This is a genomic window from Streptomyces sp. NBC_01197, from assembly GCF_036010505.1.
Lineage (GTDB): Bacteria > Actinomycetota > Actinomycetes > Streptomycetales > Streptomycetaceae > Streptomyces.
On sequence record NZ_CP108569.1, the window covers coordinates 1863326 to 1882288 of the forward strand.

The 18963-nt window shown below is 70.9% G+C and carries 17 protein-coding genes; 9 read left to right on the plus strand and 8 right to left on the minus strand.

Translation table 11 applies throughout. The annotated features are described in order from the left end of the window. Positions 1-14: 14 nt before the first annotated feature. Entirely contained in the window at positions 15-1520 is a 1506-nt protein-coding gene (locus tag OG452_RS08250) for a gamma-aminobutyraldehyde dehydrogenase (protein ID WP_327299551.1), read from the minus strand. A 176-nt stretch (positions 1521-1696) separates the two neighbouring features. On the opposite strand from OG452_RS08250, the gene OG452_RS08255 reads away from it, so the two are divergent. Then, positions 1697-2251, plus strand: coding sequence for an NADAR family protein (locus OG452_RS08255; RefSeq protein WP_327294973.1), 555 nt, complete (start codon positions 1697-1699; stop codon positions 2249-2251). Positions 2252-2426: 175 nt separating this feature from the next. Here the strand turns inward: OG452_RS08255 and OG452_RS08260 are convergent, their stop codons facing one another. Then, positions 2427-3311 carry a DUF4190 domain-containing protein gene (locus OG452_RS08260; protein WP_327294974.1) on the minus strand — a complete coding sequence of 295 codons (885 nt, stop codon included), beginning with the start codon at positions 3309-3311 and terminating at the stop codon, positions 2427-2429. A gap of 106 nt (positions 3312-3417) precedes the next feature. On the opposite strand from OG452_RS08260, the gene OG452_RS08265 reads away from it, so the two are divergent. From OG452_RS08265 to OG452_RS08275, 3 genes are read left to right on the plus strand one after another with little or no spacing between them, the layout of a single operon-like run. Further along, the gene (locus OG452_RS08265; protein WP_327294975.1) at positions 3418-4443 is read left to right on the plus strand and encodes an adenosine deaminase; all 1026 of its coding nucleotides are present in this window, start codon (positions 3418-3420) and stop codon (positions 4441-4443) included. A gap of 33 nt (positions 4444-4476) precedes the next feature. Then, positions 4477-5190 carry a glycerophosphodiester phosphodiesterase gene (locus tag OG452_RS08270; protein WP_327294976.1) on the plus strand — a complete coding sequence of 238 codons (714 nt, stop codon included), beginning with the start codon at positions 4477-4479 and terminating at the stop codon, positions 5188-5190. After that, complete coding sequence (locus OG452_RS08275; protein WP_405563494.1) at positions 5187-5384, plus strand: sigma factor; 198 nt, start codon at positions 5187-5189, stop codon at positions 5382-5384. The genes OG452_RS08270 and OG452_RS08275 overlap by 4 nt, the downstream gene beginning before the upstream one ends. A 120-nt stretch (positions 5385-5504) precedes the next feature. On the opposite strand, the gene OG452_RS08280 is transcribed toward OG452_RS08275, so the two are convergent. Continuing rightward, a complete protein-coding gene (locus OG452_RS08280) occupies positions 5505-6683 on the minus strand; it encodes an extracellular solute-binding protein (protein WP_327294977.1) in 1179 nt (392 codons plus the stop codon). 218 nt (positions 6684-6901) lie between these two features. After that, positions 6902-8341 (minus strand): gamma-aminobutyraldehyde dehydrogenase, encoded by a 1440-nt coding sequence (locus OG452_RS08285; RefSeq protein WP_327294978.1) that lies wholly within the window; start codon positions 8339-8341, stop codon positions 6902-6904. A 223-nt stretch (positions 8342-8564) separates the two neighbouring features. On the opposite strand from OG452_RS08285, the gene OG452_RS08290 reads away from it, so the two are divergent. The 5 genes from OG452_RS08290 to OG452_RS08310 all read left to right on the plus strand — a co-directional run bounded on the left by OG452_RS08290 (position 8565) and on the right by OG452_RS08310 (position 13705). After that, the gene (locus OG452_RS08290; protein ID WP_327294979.1) at positions 8565-9068 is read left to right on the plus strand and encodes an Lrp/AsnC family transcriptional regulator; all 504 of its coding nucleotides are present in this window, start codon (positions 8565-8567) and stop codon (positions 9066-9068) included. 2 nt (positions 9069-9070) lie between these two features. Continuing rightward, complete coding sequence (locus tag OG452_RS08295; RefSeq protein ID WP_327294980.1) at positions 9071-10432, plus strand: aspartate aminotransferase family protein; 1362 nt, start codon at positions 9071-9073, stop codon at positions 10430-10432. Between the two features lie 245 nt (positions 10433-10677). Further along, the gene (locus OG452_RS08300) at positions 10678-11412 is read left to right on the plus strand and encodes an ABC transporter ATP-binding protein (protein ID WP_327294981.1); all 735 of its coding nucleotides are present in this window, start codon (positions 10678-10680) and stop codon (positions 11410-11412) included. Then, the gene (locus OG452_RS08305; RefSeq protein ID WP_327294982.1) at positions 11394-12500 is read left to right on the plus strand and encodes a hypothetical protein; all 1107 of its coding nucleotides are present in this window, start codon (positions 11394-11396) and stop codon (positions 12498-12500) included. Before OG452_RS08300 ends, OG452_RS08305 begins: the two co-directional genes overlap by 19 nt. A gap of 98 nt (positions 12501-12598) precedes the next feature. Beyond that, positions 12599-13705, plus strand: a complete 1107-nt coding sequence (locus OG452_RS08310) for an LOG family protein (RefSeq protein ID WP_327294983.1) — start codon at positions 12599-12601, stop codon at positions 13703-13705. Positions 13706-13736: 31 nt separating this feature from the next. Here OG452_RS08310 and OG452_RS08315 read toward each other — a convergent pair whose 3' ends face one another. From OG452_RS08315 to rlmN, 4 genes are all read right to left on the minus strand, one after another. Continuing rightward, the gene (locus OG452_RS08315; protein WP_327294984.1) at positions 13737-14762 is read right to left on the minus strand and encodes an ABC transporter ATP-binding protein; all 1026 of its coding nucleotides are present in this window, start codon (positions 14760-14762) and stop codon (positions 13737-13739) included. Then, positions 14762-16375 (minus strand): ABC transporter permease, encoded by a 1614-nt coding sequence (locus OG452_RS08320; RefSeq protein ID WP_327299552.1) that lies wholly within the window; start codon positions 16373-16375, stop codon positions 14762-14764. Before OG452_RS08320 ends, OG452_RS08315 begins: the two co-directional genes overlap by 1 nt. A 95-nt stretch (positions 16376-16470) precedes the next feature. Continuing rightward, positions 16471-17595, minus strand: a complete 1125-nt coding sequence (locus OG452_RS08325; RefSeq protein WP_405563486.1) for a thiamine ABC transporter substrate-binding protein — start codon at positions 17593-17595, stop codon at positions 16471-16473. A 226-nt stretch (positions 17596-17821) separates the two neighbouring features. Then, positions 17822-18928 (minus strand): 23S rRNA (adenine(2503)-C(2))-methyltransferase RlmN, encoded by a 1107-nt coding sequence (gene rlmN, locus OG452_RS08330; RefSeq protein WP_327294985.1) that lies wholly within the window; start codon positions 18926-18928, stop codon positions 17822-17824. Between the last annotated feature and the right edge of the window lie 35 nt (positions 18929-18963).

The window sequence follows — 18963 nt, forward strand, 5'->3', positions numbered from 1 at the left end:
TCTGTGCCCTTTCTTTATCGGTCCCCGAAGATCGTGCGGTGCCAGTCCTTGCGGGCCACCGCTGTGTTGTCGTACATGACGTGCTTGACCTGGGTGTACTCCTCGAACGAGTACACGGACATGTCCTTGCCGAAGCCGCTTGCCTTGTAACCGCCGTGCGGCATCTCGCTGATGATCGGAATGTGGTCGTTGACCCACACACAGCCGGCCTGGATCTCACGGGTCGCCCGGTTCGCCCGGAAGACGTCCCGGGTCCAGGCGGAGGAGGCCAGTCCGTAGGGGGTGTCGTTGGCGAGGGCGATGCCCTCGTCGTCGGAGCCGAAGGGCAGCACGACCAGGACCGGGCCGAAGATCTCGGCCTGGACGATCTCGCTGTCCTGGGCTGCGTCGGCGATCAGGGTCGGGAGGTAGTAGGCGCCGTCGTTCCCGGGCGCCGCGCCGCCGGTGACCACGCGCGCAGTCTCCCTGGCGCGGTCCACGAAGGCCGCGACCCGGTCGCGCTGGGCGTAGCTGATCAGCGGGCCGATGTCGGTCGACTCGTCGAAGGGGTCGCCGAGGCGGAGGGTGCCCATCAGTTCGGCGACGCCCTGGACGAAGGCGTCGTAGAGCGGGCGCTGGACGTAGGCGCGGGTGGCGGCCGTGCAGTCCTGGCCGGTGTTGATGAGCGAGCCCGCGACCGCGCCGTGCACGGCGGCTTCCAGATCGGCGTCGTCGAAGACGAGGAAGGGGGCCTTGCCGCCGAGTTCGAGGTGGATCCGCTTGACGGTCGCGGTGGCGATCTCGGCGACGCGCTTGCCGACCGGCGTCGATCCGGTGAACGAGGTCATGACCACGTCCGGGTGGCCCACCAGGTGTTCGCCCGCCTCGGCGCCGAGGCCGTTGACGATGTTGACGACCCCGTCGGGGATGCCCGCTTCGGTCGCGGCCTGCGCGAACATCAGCGAGGTGAGCGGGGTGATCTCGGCGGGCTTCAGGACGATGGTGTTGCCTGCGGCGATGGCCGGGAGGACCTTCCAGGCGGCCATCTGGAGCGGGTAGTTCCAGGGGGCGATGGAGCCGACGACGCCGATCGCCTCGCGCCGGACGTACGAGGTGTGGTCGCCGCTGTACTCACCGGCCGACTGGCCCTGGAGGTGGCGGGCGGCGCCCGCGAAGAAGGAGGCGTTGTCGACGGTGCCCGGCACGTCGAACTCGCGGCTCAGCTTGATCGGCTTGCCGCACTGGAGGGACTCCGCGTACGCGAACTCCTCGGCCCGCTCGGCGAGTACGGCCGCGAAGCGGTGCAGCGCGTCGGAGCGCTCTCCCGGGGTGGCTCCGGACCAGCCGGGGAAGGCCGCGCGGGCGGCCTCGACGGCGGCGTCGACATCGGCGGTGCCGGCGAGCGCGTAGCTGAGGACCACCTCGCCGGTGGCGGGGTTCACGACGTCCTGGGTCCGCCCTGAGGTACCGGGGCGCAGCTGCCCGCCGATGTACTGAGCGCCGGCCGCGAAGCGGTCCCGCACCTGGAAGCTGTTGACCATCGTGCTCTCTCCGTAGCTCAAGCTCGAATTGAGTGCCGATCCTGGCAGAGCGGTAGTTCATCAACAAGTGATTCCGTTGTTTCCTTTTGGTTACGCAACGGAATCGGTGGACCATGTGTCGCGTGGGCCGCAAAATCCACGACGGAGTGTCAGTGGCGGCTGCCAGACTCCCGTGCATGGAACGCATCGAGGCGCTGGCCAGGCAGGCCGGCAACGGGGAGCGGATCAAGTTCCTGCACTTCTGGGGGCACACCGCGCGGCGGGACGGCAGCATCGGGCCGAGCTGTCTGAGCCAGTGGTGGCCGTCACCCTTCGTGGTCGACGGCGTGCGGTACGCCACGGCGGAGCACTGGATGATGGCGGCCAAGGCACGGCTGTTCGGCGACGCGGAGGCGGAGCAGGCGGCGCTGATCGCGACGAACCCCGCACTGGCCAAGAAGGCGGGGCGGCTGGTGCGCGGTCTCGACGACGGGATATGGCAGCGCGAGCGGTACAGGATCGTGGTCGAGGGCAGCGTGCACAAGTTCGGTGCGGACGCGCAGCTGCGCGAATTTCTGCTGGCCACCGGGGACCGGGTGCTGGTCGAGGCCAGCCCGATGGACCGGGTATGGGGCATCGGGCTCGCGGCGGACGACGAGCGGGCCGGACAGCCGGGCAGCTGGCGCGGGCTCAATCTGCTGGGGTTCGCGCTGATGGACGCCAGGGAGCGGCTGCGTACGGCTGCGGCCTGACGGCGGGGGGTGCCGGCGCGAGGGCCGACGGGGGCCGGCGGGGGCCGACGGGACTGAGTGCCGCCGTCAGCGCTGCCCGGGCGAGTGGGGCCGCCCGGGACAGGCTCAGCGGTCGTGTCTCAGTGGCCTTGTCTCAGTGGCCGTACCTCAGTGGCCTTGTCTCAGTGGCCTTGTCTCAGCGGTCGGCGCCGACGATCAGCGAGCTCGGGTAGGTGCCGCCGTCGCTGCCGTAGTCGGGGGTGGAGTCGTGGCTGTGCGAGATGCCCCAGATCATCAGGCTGAGAAACGTGATGCTGACCACGATGCCGATGGGTCCCAGGATGATCCCGGCGAGCGCCATCCCCCCGTTGTTCGCCTCACCGCGGTTGGCCCGCTTGCGGCCGAGGATGCCGAAGATCAGGGCGAGCGTCCCCAGGATGATGCCGAGACCCCAGGCGCAGAAGATGACCACGCTGAGGATGCCGAGCACCAGCGCGGCCACCCCGTAGCCGTTGGCGGGGCCTTGCTGCATGGTGTTCCAGCCGCCCTGTCCGCCGTACCCCGGATAGCCCGGGTACCCGGGATAGCCGTAGGCGGCGGGTCCCTGCGGGCCGGGGGCTGCACCCGGGTAGGACGGGTAGCCGTACGGGCCCGGGGCGCCCTGCCCCGGACCGTTCGGCGCGACCGGCGGGGGCGGTACGGATCCGGGGGGCGGGTATCCGGGCGGTGCGAATCCCGCAGGTGCGGAGCGGTGCTGCCCCGGAACCTGCCCCGGAACCGGCGTGGGCTGCCCGGAGTTGCTGTGCTGGCCGGGGCCCTGCTGCCCCGGGATGTACGGGCCCGGGGACTGCTGCCCGGGGGTCGGCTGCCCGGGGCCCGGCTGCGTGGGGCCCGGCTGTCCGGAGCCCGGGTCGGCGCCCGCGGCCGGCATGTCCGTGACCGTCTGCTGGTCGTGCACCGGGCTGCCCGGCGTCTCCGGCTGGTCCGTCTGCTTGTCCAGCGGCACTTTCGGCCCGGGCGGCGCCCATGGGTCTCTCGGCGGCTCGGAGTCCCCCGAAGGGCTTGGTGCGTTGTCTGACATGGGCCTCCCCCATCCTCGGCTCGTCATGCTAGAGCCTGTGCGCGAGGCTCCGTCCCCCGCCTACGATGTTCTCCGACCAGCGAACTCGCCGTACCCGGAGGACCCGATGACCGACCTGCACCCCTTCATTGCGGGACTGCCCAAGGCGGAACTGCATGTGCACCACGTCGGGTCCGCCTCACCCCGCATCGTCGCCGAACTCGCCGCGCGCCACCCGGACTCCATAGTGCCGACCGACCCCGAGGCGCTCGCCGACTACTTCACCTTCACGGACTTCGGGCACTTCATCCAGGTCTACCTCTCGGTGGTCGACCTGATCCGCACCCCCGAGGACGTACGGCTGCTGACCTTCGAGGTCGCACGCGACATGGCCCGCCAGAACATCCGGTACGCGGAACTCACCATCACCCCGTTCTCCTCCACCCGCCGGGGCATCCCCGAGCAGGCCTTCATGGAGGCGATCGAGGACGCCCGCAACGCGGCCGAGGCCGAACTCGGCACCGTGCTGCGCTGGTGCTTCGACATCCCCGGCGAGGCCGGACTCGAATCGGCGGCCGAGACGACGCGGCTCGCGCTCGACCTGCGTCCCGATGGGCTTGTCTCCTTCGGGCTCGGCGGTCCGGAGGTCGGGGTGGCCCGCCCTCAGTTCAAGCCCTATTTCGACCGGGCCCGCGCGGCCGGGCTGCACTCGGTGCCGCACGCCGGTGAGACGACCGGCCCGGAGACCGTCTGGGACGCGCTGCACCACCTGGGCGCCGAGCGCATCGGCCACGGCACCAGCTCGGTCCAGGACCCGAAGCTCCTCGCGCACCTGGCAGAACAGGGCATCGCGCTGGAGGTCTGCCCGACCTCCAACATCGCGACCCGGGCCGTCCGCACGCTTGATGAACACCCTCTGAAGGAGATGGCGGACGCCGGGGTGCTGGTGACCATCAACAGCGACGACCCGCCGATGTTCGGCACCGACCTCAACAACGAGTACCTGGTCGCGGCCCGCCTGCTCGGGCTGGACGAGCGGGGCACCGCGGAGCTCGCGAAGAACGCCGTCACCGCGTCGTTCCTCGACGCACCGGGCAAGGCGAAGCTGACAGCCGAGATCGACTCGTACACAGCGCAGTGGCTCGCCCGGTAGCCGCCCGCGGCGGCGGTCGGCAAGGATAGCCTCATGCGTACCGTCACTGCCGTGGGCCATCGCGGCGACCCCTACCTCTTCCGTGAGAACACCCTGCCGTCCGTCCGCTCCGCGCTGGAACGGGGCGCCGACGCGGTGGAGATCGACGTCCGGCTGACCCGGGACGGTGTGCCGGTGCTGCTGCACGACGCGACCCTGGAGCGGCTGTGGGGCCACGACCGGCCGCTCCACCGGGTCACGGCGGACGAGCTGCGCGGGCTGACGGACGGCAGGGTGCCGACGCTCCGGGAAGCGCTGACGGCGGCCGTCGGCCACCGCCTCATGATCGATCTGCCGGGCGCCACCCCGGAAGCGGTGCGCGCGGTCGTCGGCGTGGTCCACGAGTGCGGGGCGGGCGACCGTACGTACTACTGCGCCGGGCCCTCGACCATGCTCGCCGTGCGCGAGGCCGACCGGGCCGCCGAGATCGCCATGACCTGGACCACGCTTACACCGCCGCGCCCCGCCCTGCTCGACTCGGTGAAGCCCCGCTGGCTCAACTACCGCTTCGGGCTGCTGAGTCCGGAGCTCTGCGCACGCGTGCACCGGGACGGGCTGCTGGTCTCCGCCTGGACCCCCGACACCGGGCGGTCGATGCGCCGACTGGTCGGCTTCGGCGTCGACTCCATCACCACCAACCGCGTCGACGCCCTCCGCGCGGTCCTCCGCCGGACGCCTCCCGGCGGCCCTGGCATGCTGCGGGCATGACCGCGGGAGCCGCCGCAGAGTTCGAGTCCCACAGGTCCCGGCTGTTCTCGCTCGCGTACCGGCTGCTCGGCAGCGCGAGCGAGGCCGAGGACGCCGTGCAGGACACCTGTCTCCGGTGGAGCGCCGCCGACCGCGTACGTACGGTCCTCAACCCCGGCAAGCTCCGCGTCGTCACTGCCCAGCTGGCGGGCTAGGAAGGGCCGTCAACAGGAGCGGAGCACCGTACCGGCGGTGCGCAGCCCGGGCCCGGCCGACCGCAGAACCGGGTGAAGACCGGCGGGCCGGCCGCAGCACCAGGCCGACCGGCCGGCTCGCTAAAGACCCACGATCTGGTTCCAGCGCTTCGCGTACTTGACCCGCTCAGCCGACGTGAGGTCCCGGGCGATGGCGAGGCGCTTGCGCATCTTGTCGTCGGGGAAGATCAGCGGGTCCTCGGCGAGGTCCGCCAGTTCCTTGTCCTTCGACGAGGCCAGCACCTCGCGTGCGGCGGGGACCGGGCACACGTAGTTGACCCAGGCGGCCAGCTTCGCCGCCACCGCCGGCTCGTAGTAATAGTCGATCAGTTTCTCGGCATTGGCTTTGTGGCGCGCGAGGTTGGGGATCATCATGGACTCCGCCCACAGCTCGCCGCCCTCCTCGGGCACCACGAACTCGATGTCCGGGCTGTCGGCCTGGAGCTGGATCACATCGCCGGAGTACGCCTGGCAGGCGAGCACGTCGCCGGTGGACAGGTCCTTGATGTAGTCGTTGCCGGTGAAGCGCCGGATCTGCTTCTGCCGGACGAGCCTCTCGACCTGGTCGCACATGGTGTCGAAGTCATGGGCGGTCCAGCGGGTGATGTCGGCGCCGTTGCCCTGCATCAGCAGGGCGAACGCCTCGTCGAGCCCGGAGAACAGGGTGACCTTGCCGCGCAGGTCGGGCGCCCAGAGGTCGCTCATGCGCTTGATCTCGTGGCCGACCTTGCGCCGGTTGTACGCGATGCCGGTGATCCCGGACTGCCAGGGCACGCTCTGCTTGCGCCCCTTGTCGAAGGCGGGCGAACGGAGCTGCGGGTCGAGGTACTTGGCGACGTTCGGCTGCTTGGCCCGGTCCATCTCCTCGACCCAGCCGAGCCGCACGAACCGGGCGGCCATCCAGTCGCTGATGACGATCAGGTCCCGGCCGGTCTCCTGGTGGTTCATCAGCGCCGGGCTGATCTTCCCGAAGAACTCGTCGTTGTCGTTGATCTCCTCGGTGTACGTGACCTTGACCCCGGACCGCTTCTCGAAGGTGTCCAGCGTGGGCCGCTTCGACGGGTCGTGGTCGTCGGTGTCGATGTAGAGCGGCCAGTTGGCGAAGACCAGGCTCCCGTCCTGCGCGGATCTGTCGCGTCCGGCCCGCTCCCCCGGCTTCACGTACGCCGCGGGGACCCCGCATCCGGTGAGCGCGGCCAGCGCGCCCAGCGCGCCGGAACCACGGAGGAGGGAACGCCGGGACACACCAAGATCTGCCATGCGCCCACCTTCACCTCCGGCAGCGGCGGCGGGCAATGGACGCTGCGTACGGAGCACCGGCCCCGGCCGCGACACCTTGTCGGGGCCCGGTGCCCGTAGATGTCCAGGTCAGACGCACACACGCACGCCGCCCCCGCACGGCGGACCGTACGGGGGCGGCGGAAAGCGGTGGAAATGCGTTGTCAGAACGGAGGAACGGGCGGCTGCGGCAGGGGTGTTCAGCCGTCCAGCGACGTCATCACGTGCTTGATGCGCGTGTAGTCCTCGAAGCCGTAGGCCGAGAGGTCCTTGCCGTAGCCGGACTTCTTGAATCCGCCATGCGGCATCTCGGCGACGAGCGGGATGTGGGTGTTGATCCACACACAGCCGAAGTCGAGGTTCTTGGACATCCGCATGGCGCGGCCGTGGTCCTTGGTCCACACCGAGGAAGCCAGCGCGTACTCCACGCCGTTGGCGTGCGCGAGGGCCTCCGCCTCGTCCTGGAACGACTGGACGGTGATGACCGGGCCGAAGACCTCCTGCTGGATGATCTCGTCGTCCTGCTTCAGGCCTGACACGACGGTCGGGGCGTAGAAGTAGCCCCGGTCGCCGACCCGGTGGCCGCCGGCCTCGACCTTGGCGTGTGCGGGCAGCCGGTCGATGAAGCCGCTGACCTGGGCCAGCTGATTGGCGTTGTTGAGCGGCCCGTACAGCACGTCCTCGTCGTCCGGCTGGCCGGTCTTCGTGTCGGCTGCCGCCTTGGCGAGCGCCGTGACGAACTCGTCGTGGACCGAGGCGTGGACCAGCACCCGGGTGGCCGCCGTACAGTCCTGCCCGGCGTTGAAGTACCCCGCGACCGAGATGTCCTCGACGGCCTTGGCGATGTCCGCGTCCTCGAAGACGACGACGGGGGCCTTGCCGCCCAGCTCCAGATGGACCCGCTTGACGTCCTTGGCCGCGGACTCGGCGACCTGCACCCCGGCCCGTACCGACCCCGTGATGGAGGCCATCGCGGGCACGTTGTGCTCGACCATCGTGCGGCCGGTGTCGCGGTCGCCGCAGACGACGTTGAAGACGCCCTTGGGCGCGACGGCCCCGATGATCTCGGCCATCAGCACCGTGGAGGCGGGCGTGGTGTCGGAGGGCTTGAGGACGACGGTGTTGCCCGCGGCGAGCGCCGGGGCGAACTTCCACACGGCCATCATCATCGGGTAGTTCCACGGCGCGACCTGGGCGCAGACGCCGACCGGCTCGCGCCGGACGATGGAGGTCAGCCCTTCCATGTACTCACCGGCCGAGCGGCCCTCCAGGAGCCGTGCGGCGCCCGCGAAGAAGCGGATCTGGTCCACCATCGGCGGGATTTCCTCGCTGCGGGTCAGCCCGAGCGGCTTGCCGGTGTTCTCGCTCTCGGCCGCGATCAGGTCCTCGGCCCGCTCCTCGAAGGCGTCGGCGATCTTCAGCAGTACGCGCTGGCGCTCCGAAGGCGTGGTGTCGCGCCAGGCGGGGAACGCCGCGGCGGCGGCCTCCATGGCGGCGTCGACATCCGCCTGCCCCGAGAGCGGGGAGGTCGCGTAGACCTCGCCGGTGGCCGGGTTGACCACGTCGATGGTCCGGCCGTCAGCGGCGTCCCGGAACTCCCCGTTGATGTAGTTACGCAGCCGGCGCAGCTCGGTGGTCACAGTGAATCTCCCTCTCCGATGCCCGATGGGTATGTGGTGGATATGTCCCGACGGATGGTGCCCGGTCGATGTCCGGTGGATGTCCCGGTGGGTGAGACACCACCCTAATCGCAAGGACGACGCTTTCGACATACCTGACCACCCAGAACTTCGGATTCAGTTCCCAAATCGGCTTTCTACAACGAATTACATCGCTCAGGGCTTGCATGACGGGCGAGACCTCATGCACAGTGTGGGCGTGGCCAGTCGCAGCGCAGATTCCAGAAACGGGAACGGCACCCCCCCGATCGACGCCGTCTCCCTGGCGATCATCGAACAGCTCCAGCAGGACGGCCGGCGGCCCTACGCCGCGATCGGGAAGGCCGTCGGCCTCTCCGAGGCGGCAGTCCGCCAGCGAGTGCAGAAACTCCAGGACCAGGGCGTCATGCAGATCGTCGCCGTCACCGACCCGCTCACCGTGGGGTTCCGGCGGCAGGCGATGGTCGGCATCACGGTCGAGGGCGACCTCGACCCGGTCGCCGACGCGCTGGCCACCATGAACGAGGTCGACTACGTGGTGATGACCGCGGGCTCCTTCGACCTCATGGTGGAGGTCGTCTGCGAGGACGACAACCACCTGCTCGATCTGATCAACAAGCGGATCCGCGCGCTCCCTGGCGTGCGGGCGACCGAGAGCTTCGTCTACCTCAAGCTGAAAAAACAGACCTACCAGTGGGGCACCCGATAGTCATGAGCAAGGACCTGAGCCAGACCGCGTACGACCACCTGTGGATGCACTTCACGGACATGTCGTCGTACGAGAACGCGCCCGTTCCCACCATCGTGCGTGGCGAGGGCACCTACATCTACGACGACAAGGGCAAGCGCTACCTCGACGGCCTCTCCGGCCTGTTCGTGGTCAACGCGGGCCACGGCCGCCACGAGCTGGCGGAGACCGCGTACAAGCAGGCGCAGGAGCTGGCCTTCTTCCCGATCTGGTCGTACGCCCACCCGAAGGCCGTCGAGCTGGCCGAGCGCCTCGCGAACTACGCGCCCGGCGACCTCAACAAGGTCTTCTTCACCACAGGCGGCGGCGAGGCCGTCGAGACCGCCTGGAAGCTGGCGAAGCAGTACCACAAGCTCACCGGCAACCACCAGAAGTACAAGGTCATCTCCCGCGCGGTCGCCTACCACGGCACCCCGGCGGGCGCCCTGTCCATCACCGGGCTTCCCGGCCTGAAGGCCCCCTTCGAGCCGCTGGTCCCCGGCGCGCACAAGGTTCCCAACACCAACATCTACCGCGCCCCGATCCACGGCGACGACCCGGTGGCGTACGGCCGCTGGGCCGCCGACCAGATCGAGCAGGAGATCCTCTTCGAGGGCCCCGAGACAGTCGCCGCCGTCTTCCTGGAGCCGGTGCAGAACGCCGGCGGCTGCTTCCCGCCGCCGCCCGGGTACTTCCAGCGCGTGCGCGAGATCTGCGACAAGTACAACGTGCTGCTCGTCTCGGACGAGGTCATCTGCGCCTTCGGCCGCCTCGGCACGATGTTCGCGTGTGACAAGTTCGACTACGTGCCGGACATGATCACCTGCGCCAAGGGCATGACGTCGGGCTACTCCCCGATAGGCGCGTGCATCATCTCCGACCGGCTGGCCGAGCCGTTCTACCGCGACGGCAACACCTTCCTGCACGGCTACACCTTCGGCGGCCACCCGGTCTCGGCGGCCGTCGGCATCGCCAACCTCGACATCTTCGAGCGTGAGGGCCTCAACCAGCACGTTCTCGACAACGAGGGTGCCTTCCACTCGACGCTGCAGAAGCTGAACGACCTGCCGATCGTCGGCGACGTCCGCGGCAACGGCTTCTTCTACGGCATCGAACTGGTCAAGGACAAGGCGACCAAGGAGACCTTCAACGAGGACGAGACGGAGCGCATCCTCTACAACGCCGTCTCCAAGGGTCTCTACGAAGCCGGTCTGTACTGCCGGGCCGACGACCGCGGCGACCCGGTCGTCCAGCTCGCGCCGCCGCTGATCTCCGACCAGTCGACGTTCGACGAGATCGAGTCGATCCTGCGCACGGTCCTCACCGAGGCCTGGGCGAAGATCTGATCGCGTACCGGCCCGGGATCTTCCGCCCGGATCAGCCCGTTCCCTGAGCGGCCGGTCCGGCCGGGAGACCCTGTGTGACACCGCGGCCCGGCCGCACCCGTACGAGTGGATACGGGTGCGGCCGGGCCGCGTGCTGTCCGCGCACCCCGGCCCCGAGTCCCTACGGTGCCCAGTGACCTATCGGCTCCCCGGCCCGTTTTCCGGTGCGGGGACCGACATCAGATCTGAACCGAGGTGTGCTCGCAGTGGCCCCACCGGACAACGACGTGCTCTGGGCGCGCTCCGCGCACTACTCACACAGCGGCTCGCCCGCCATCACGGGTGTCTCGCTCGGGGTGCGCGAGGCGGAGATCCTCGCGGTGCTCGGCCCGCGCGGCAGCGGCAAGACCACACTGCTGCGCTGCCTCTCGGGCCAGCTCGTACCGCAGCAGGGCGAGGTCTGGTTCAACAGCAGTCCCGTGCACACCCTGGGCCGGGTGGCGCGCGAGCGGCTGCGGCTGACCCGGTTCGGCTGGATCGACCCCGAACCCCGGCTCGTGGCCGAGCTGACGGCCTGGGAGAACACGGCCCTGCCGCTGCTGCTGAACGGCGCTTCGCACCGCGCCGCGAAGCACACGGCCGTCCAGTGGCTGGAGCGCCTCGACCTGGGGACATGCGCCGGCAAGCGCCCGCACGCCCTGCTCCAGGCACAGCGGCAGCGGGTGGCCGTCGCCCGCGCGCTGGCCGCCGGTCCCTCGGTGCTCTTCGCCGACGAGCCCACGGCCGTCCTGCACGGCGCGGACGGCACCCAGCTGCTGCGCACGCTCATCACCGCGGCCCGTTCACACGGGATCACCGCGGTGCTCGCCACCCATGACCCCGAGGTCGCCGCCTGCGCCGACCGCACGGTTCTGCTCCGGGACGGCCGCCGCACCGCCTCCCTCAGCGGCACGGGCCCGGCCAGTGACGAGGGGCGCGACGCGTGCTCGCTCTCCGTCTAGCCCGCGGCTCCGGCCCCCTCGTCCTGCTGCGGAGACTGCTGGTCGCGGCGGCCTCGGCCGGTGTCGGGATCCTGCTGCTGTGTGGGCTCGGTTACGCGGTGGGGCACCCGGCGCGGCCGGCCGGCGCCGGGCTGCGGCTGCTCTGGTGCCTGATCCCGCTGGCGGCGACGGTGCGTCTCGCGGCGGCGGTGGCCCGTACCGATCCGAGCATCCGCCCGAGCCAAGGGGCCACGGCGGCGGGGCTCGGCCCGGCCGGGCGCGCCGTACTCTCGGCGGTGTCCGCCGCGCTCACCTGTGCGCTGGGCAGCGGGTTGGCGCTGCTGTTCTTCCTCCATCTGCGGAACGGCGCCGCCGCCCGGCTGCCGGGGGCCGGCAGCCCGCTGCCGATGCCGGCGGCTCTGCTCCTGCTGGCGTCGGCCCCGGTGGCCGCCGCCGTGAGCAGCGCCTGGGCCGTGCGGCAGCGCAGACCCGTCCCGGAGGACGCCACCCCGAGGGGGCTGATCCGGGGCGTGGCACTGGTCGCGGCGGGGCTCGCGGCCGAGGCGTACGGAGGCAGCCGGGCCGGGGGCGCGGCGCTGCCGGTGCACGGCCGTTTCGGCGGCGGCGCGACGGTCGTGGCGGCCGGCTGGTCCCTGACCGCGCTGGGGCTCGCGGTCGTCGGCCCCGCCCTGACCCATGGGTGCGGGCTGCTCCTGCAGTGCGTACGGCCGGGGGTGGTGCGCCTTCTCGCGGGCCGGGTGCTGCAGGCGGAAGCCCACCGGATCGGCCGGCCGCTCGGCGTGTGCTGCGCGGTGGCCTCGGGAATCGTCGCCGCTTCCGTGCTGCACGGTGCGGGCACCCGGCTCGCCGGTCCGCTGACCGCGCTGGGCGCCGCACTCGTCGTGGCCTGCTCGGCCGCCACTCTGCTCAGCGCCGCCGTCGAGGCACGTCAGGACCGCGCGCCCACCACGGCGGCCCTGCTGCGCGGGTTCGCCCCCGCGGGGGTGCTGCGGTCGGCCGCCGTGCTGCGCGCGGCCACCCTGCTGTCGGTGTTCGCCGGGGTGACCTGGGCGGTCGCGGTGCTCGCCGCGGCGCCGCTGCCCCGGTGAATAACGCCACTGTCCCGGTGCAGTGCGACGCTCCGGTCCCCGTGAAAGACGCCCTGTCCCCGTGAAAGGGGAAAAGGGCCGCCCCCTACGATGACCGGATGCCCACCACACCCGAGCGTGACCGCGAGATCGAGACCCTGGACGCGTTCGACCGGGCCGTTGCCCGGGGTCCGCTCGGCGGATACCGCGTCCAGGCCGTCGACCTGACGGACCGCACCGACGCACTGCTCTCCGCGGACACATCGGGCGCCGTCTTCCTGGGCTGCCCCATGCACCCCGAGGCCGAGTCCGCGGTGGGCGCGGCGGGCGCACTCGTCTTCCCGCCGGTCCCCGGCCTGCCGTTCGCCCCGTACCGCGGGCTGCTGTACTCGGCGGACGAGCTGTTCGAAGGCCTGGCGGACGGTCGTTACGAGGACACCCCCGACGCCCGCGCGTACGCCTGGTTCCAGCGGACCGCGAACAACGGCGACATCTTCGCGTCGATGCTGCGCTCCATCCACGACGACGCGATCTCGGACGCGCTCGACGAACACCTCGACAGCGCACGGGTGGTGGGCGTGATGGGCGGCCACGCCATGGCCCGCGGCACGGCGGAGTACGCGGGGGCGGCGCGGCTGGGCCGTACGCTCGCCCGCACCGGCCTGACCGTCGCCACCGGCGGCGGCCCCGGTGCCATGGAGGCCGCCAACCTCGGTGCGTACGCCGCGCCCTTCCGCGACGGAATGCTGGACGAGGCGCTCGGACTCCTCGGCAAGGCGCCGTCGTTCAGCCCCTCCGTCTCCGAGTGGGCGAGCGCGGCCTTCGAGGTGCGGGGCCGCTGGCCGGACGGCGGGGACTCGGTCGGTATCCCCACCTGGTTCTACGGCCATGAGCCGCCGAACGCCTTCGCCGGGCACATCGCCAAGTACTTCGCCAACGCCACCCGCGAGGACGGACTGCTGGCCCGCTCGACCGCGGGTGTCGTCTTCCTGCCCGGCGCGGCCGGGACCGTCCAGGAGGTCTTCGACAACGCGACCCCGAACTACTACAGCTCGTACGGCGAACCGTCCCCGATGGTCCTGGTGGACCGCGCCCACTGGACCGAGGAACTGCCGGCCTGGCCGCTGCTCCAGGCGCTGGCGAAGGGCCGGGCGATGGAGTCCCGTATCGCACTGGTCGACACGGTGGACGAGGCGCCCGAAGCACTGGCCCGGATGGTCTTCTGACGCCGGGCAGGCGGATGCCCGGGAAGCGCCCTCACCCCTGCGCGGCCAGCAGCACCACGTCGGCCGCCTCGAAGACCGCGCCCACCGTCTCGCCCACACCGGGCGCCGTCAGCAGCGGGCACTCGGCCTCCAGCTGCGGTCCGTGCTCCGGGCTGAGGAGTACGGCCACGTGGCTGCCCCGGAACGTGCGCGCCTCCACCGTGCAGCGCAGCCCCTCCTGCGGCGCGGCGAGCCGCACTCCGGCGGGCCGCACAAGGAGCCTGCCCTCCCCCTGCGTCGAGCCATCCGGCACCGGGATCTTGCCCCAGGGGGTGTCGGCCGCCCGGCCGGTGACTGTCGCGGCCACCACGTTGTCGAAGCCGAGGAACCGCGCGACGAACTCCGAAGCCGGCCGCTGCCAGACCTCCAGCGGCGTTCCGGCCTGGGCGATCCGGCCGTCCCGCATCACCACGACCCGGTCGGCCAGTGCGAAGGCCTCGCCCTGGTCGTGGGTGACGGCGAGCACGGTCGTACCCAGCCGGCCGAAGAGCTGCCGCAGTTCGACGACGAGGCGCTCGCGCAGGCTGCGGTCGAGCTGGCCGAGCGGCTCGTCGAGCATCAGCAGTTTGGGGCGCGGGGCCAGCGCCCGGGCCAGGGCTACGCGCTGCTGTTCTCCGCCGGAGAGCACCCCCACCGCACGCCTCCCGGCGCCGGGCAGGCCGACCAGGTTCAGCAACTCCTCGACCCGGCCGACCTGTTCGGCCCGGGGCACGGAGCGCATCCGCAGTCCGAAGGCCACATTGCCCGCGACGTCACGCTGCGGAAAGAGCTGGTGGTCCTGGAACATCAGGCCGACACCGCGCCGGTGCACCGGCACCCCGCTCTGCTCCGCCCCGTCCAGCAGTACCCGCCCGGCGGACGCGGGCTGCAGACCCGCCACCACCCGCAGCAGCGTCGACTTGCCGCTGCCGCTGGGGCCGAGCACACAGACCGTCTCGTGCTCCGCGACCGTCAGATCCACCGCGTCCAGCGCCACCCGCTGCCCGAAGCGGACCGTCACACCGTCCAGTTGCAGCATCAGAACTCCCCAGAGCGCTCGGTACGAATGCGTTCGAGCACCAGCAGCGACACGGCGCACACCAGCATCAGGATCGTGGACAGCGCCATCGCCTGCCCGTAGTTGAGCTCACCGGCCCGCCCCAGCAGCCGTGCCACCGCGACCGGCAGCGTCGGGTTGTCCGGCCTGGCGATGAAGGCCGTCGCCCCGAACTCCCCCAGCGACACGGCGAACGCGAACCCGGCGGCGACCAGCAGCGCCCGGCGCACCATCGGCAGGTCCACCTCGCGCCAGGCCCGCAGCGGCGATGCGCCGAGGACCGCGGCGGCCTCCCGCAGCCGCCCGTCCACCGCGCGCAGCACCGGCAGCATCGTCCGTACGACGAACGGCACGCCCACCAGCGCCTGGGCGAGCGGCACCAGGATCCAGGACGACCGCAGATCCAGCGGCGGCTTGTCGAGGGTGATCAGGAACCCGAAGCCGACGGTGACCGCGGACACCCCGAGGGGGAGCATCAGCAGAGCGTCGAACCCGCGCACCAGCCGCCCGGCCCGCCGGGTGAGCGCCGCGGCCGCGAGTCCGCCGACGGCCAGCGCGATCCCGGTCGCGGCCAGGGCGTACCGCACGGAGTTCCAGATCGCGGCGACCGGCGGGACCAGGAACGTACCGCCGCCGGCCCCCTGCGACTGGAGCGCCCGGTAGAACGTGAAGCCGTATCCCCCGGGGCCGTCCAGCGAACGCGCGACCAGGACCCCGAGGGGCAGCAGGATCAGTACGGTGATCACCGCGAGCACCCCGCCGACCAGCGTCCACTGCGCCGCGCCCCGCGGACGGCGTGCCGTCTGCGCCGGGTCCACCAGGCTCAGCGCGGTCTCCCGGCGCCGTACGGTCCAGGCGTGCAGCGCCAGGATCGCTCCTACCGCTGCGAACTGCACCAGCGTCAGCACGGCCGCGGTCGGCAGGTCCAGCAGTTCGGCGGTCTCCCGGTAGATCTCCACCTCCAGCGTGGAGAAGGTGGGTCCGCCGAGGATCTGCACCACGCCGAAGGAGGTGAAGGTGAAGAGGAAGACCATCAGCGCCGCGGCGGCCACCGCGGGCGTCAGCGCGGGCAGGGTCACTCGCCGCCAGGCGGCGAACCGGGAGGCGCCGAGCACCCGGGCGGCCTCCTCCTGACGCGGGTCGAGCTGCGCCCAGAGGCCGCCCACGGTCCGTACGACCACCGCGTAGTTGAAGAAGACATGCGCGAGCAGGATCGCCCAGACCGTGGTGTCCAGGCGTACGCCCCACAGCTGGTCGAGCAGCCCGCCGCGGCCGAGCAGCGCGAGGAAGGCGGTCCCGACGACGACGGTGGGCAGCACGAAGGGCACCGTCGCCACCGCGTGCAGCAGCTGCTTGCACGGGAAATCGAACCGGGCGAAGACATACGCGCCCGGGAGCGCGATGAGCAGCGTCAGGCCGGTCGACGCGCACGCCTGCCAGCTGGTGAACCACAGGATGTGCAGGATGTCGGGCCGGCTCAGCACGTCGCCGATCCGCCCGAACTGCCAGCTGCCGTCCGCCTTGAGACCACGGCCGACAATGGCCGTCACCGGGTACGCGAAGAAGACCGCGAAGAACGCGAAGGGCACCGCCATCAGCGCGAGCCGCACCGCCGTCCGGCGCCGGGCCGCCCCGGCCGCGGACGGCGGGCCGACCTGCACCGCGGGCACCATCCCGGCCTGCTCGGGCGCTACTTCAGGACGATCGAGGACCACGACTTGACCCACTGATCACGGTTCTTGGCGATCGTGCCGGGCGCGACGGTCTCGGGCGCGGTGACCTTCGCGCCGAACTCCGTGAACACCGCGGGCTCCTTCGCGCCCTTGACCACCGGGTCCACGAACATGTTGAGCGGCATGTCCTCCTGGAACTTCTTGCTGATCAGGAAGTCGATCAGGGCCTTGCCGCCCGCCTCGTTCCTCGCTCCGTCCAGCAGCCCGGCGAACTCGATCTGCCGGAAGCAGGTGGAGGTGGCGACGCCGGTCGGGGCGGTCTTCGGCTGCGGCTTGGCGTACAGCACCTCGGCGGGCGGGCTCGACGCGTACGAGACGACGAGCGGCCGGTCGCCCTTGGCCTTCTTGCCACCTGCCGAGCCGGAGAAGTCGTTGTTGTACGCCTGCTCCCAGCCGTCGTCGACCTTGACGCCGTTGGCTTTGAGCTTCTTCCAGTACGCCTGCCAGCCGTCGCTGCCGTATTTCGCGACCGTGCCGAGCATGAAGCCGAGGCCGGGTGAGGAGGTGGCCACGTTCTCGGTGACCAGCAGGTTCTTGTACTGCGGCTTGATCAGGTCGTCGAAGCTACGGGGCGGGGCGATCTTGTGGTCCGCGAAGTACTTCTTGTCGTAGTTGACGCAGAGATCGCCGCTGTCTATGGGGGTGACCCGGTGCTTCGCCGCGTCGAGCTGTACCCCGGAGTCGACCTGGTCCAGGCCCTTCGCCTGGTACGGCGTGAAGAGTTCGTTGTCGAGCGCCCGCGACAGCAGGGTGTTGTCCACGCCGAAGAAGACGTCGCCGCGCGGGGAGCCCTTGCTGAGGATCTCCTGGTTGAGCGCGGCGCCGGCGTCCCCGCTCTTGAGGACGTGGACGGTGTAGCCGGTTTCCTTCGTGAACTCCTTGAGCACGGCCGGAGAGGCGGCGAACGAGTCGTGGCTGACCAGCGTCACGACCTTGGAGTTCTTGGCACCCGAACCGGAGTCGCCGGAACCTCCGCAGGCGGCGAGCGTCGAGACGCCCAGCGCGGCCGCCAGCGCGGTGACGGCCAGCTTCCTGGTGGGCAGCGTTCTGCCGGACGTACGCGCTCGCTTGGTGGTGCTCACTGATTCCTCCTGGGATGGACATCCAGGAAGAGACGCGGCCCTGCCCGCGGGAGAGCGGGCAGGGCTGAACAGCTTGAGTAGAGACCGAACTTCCTACCCGGAATGACCCGGGCAAGGTCCAGAGGGTCTGCGGCATGGCCGCACTCTCAGCGCTGTGGCGCTCCCCTGTCGGAATATGAAAATGTGCGGCCCACGTTACACGGGCCCTACCTCTGTGACACGGGCCCTACCGCTCAGCGGCCGCCAGCTGCCCGCACGCTCCGTCGATCTCCTGGCCGCGAGTGTCCCGTACGGTCACGGGGACACCATGGGCGGCGATGGCGGCGACGAACGCCTTCTCGTCCTCCGGCCGTGACGCGGTCCACTTGGAGCCCGGTGTCGGGTTGAGCGGGATCAGGTTGACATGGACCGGCTTGCCCTTGAGCAGCCGTCCGAGCCGGTCGCCCCGCCAGGCGTGGTCGTTGATGTCGCGGATGAGCGCGTACTCGATGGAGACCCGGCGGCCGGACTTCGCGGCGTACTCCCAGGCGGCGTCCAGCACCTCACGGACCTTCCACCGGGTGTTCACCGGGACGAGGGTGTCGCGCAGCTCGTCGTCGGGCGCGTGCAGCGAGACCGCGAGGCGGCACTTGAAGCCCTCGTCGGCGAAGCGCAGCATCGCGGGCACCAGGCCGACCGTGGAGACGGTGATCCCGCGCTGCGAGAGGCCGAGGCCGTCGGGCTCGGGGTCGGTCAGCCGGCGGATCGAGCCGACCACCCTCTTGTAGTTGGCGAGGGGCTCACCCATACCCATGAAGACGATGTTGGAGAGCCGCGCGGGCCCGCCGGGCACCTCGCCGTCGCGCAGGGCGCGCATACCGTCGACGATCTGGTGGACGATCTCAGCCGTCGACAGATTGCGGTCGAGGCCCGCCTGCCCGGTGGCGCAGAAGGGACAGTTCATGCCGCAGCCGGCCTGCGATGAGATGCACATCGTCACCCGGTCCGGGTAGCGCATGAGCACCGACTCGACCAGTGTGCCGTCGTGCAGCTTCCAGAGCGTCTTACGGGTCGTGTCGTCGTCACAGCTGATGTGGCGCACGACGCTCATCAGGTCGGGGAGCAGCGCCTCCCGCAGCTTCTCGCGCGAGGCGGCCGGGATGTCGGTCCACTCGGCGGGGTCGTGGGCGTACCGCGCGAAGTAGTGCTGCGACAGCTGCTTGGCGCGGAACGGCTTCTCGCCGGTCCCGGCCACGGCGTCCTTGCGCTCGGCGGGCGTGAGGTCGGCGAGGTGGAGCGGGGGCTTCTTGGCTCCGCGGGGCGCGACGAAAGTGAGTTCTCCGGGCTTAGGCATGGTTCATCCAGTGTCGCAGACACCGGAGGGAGGGT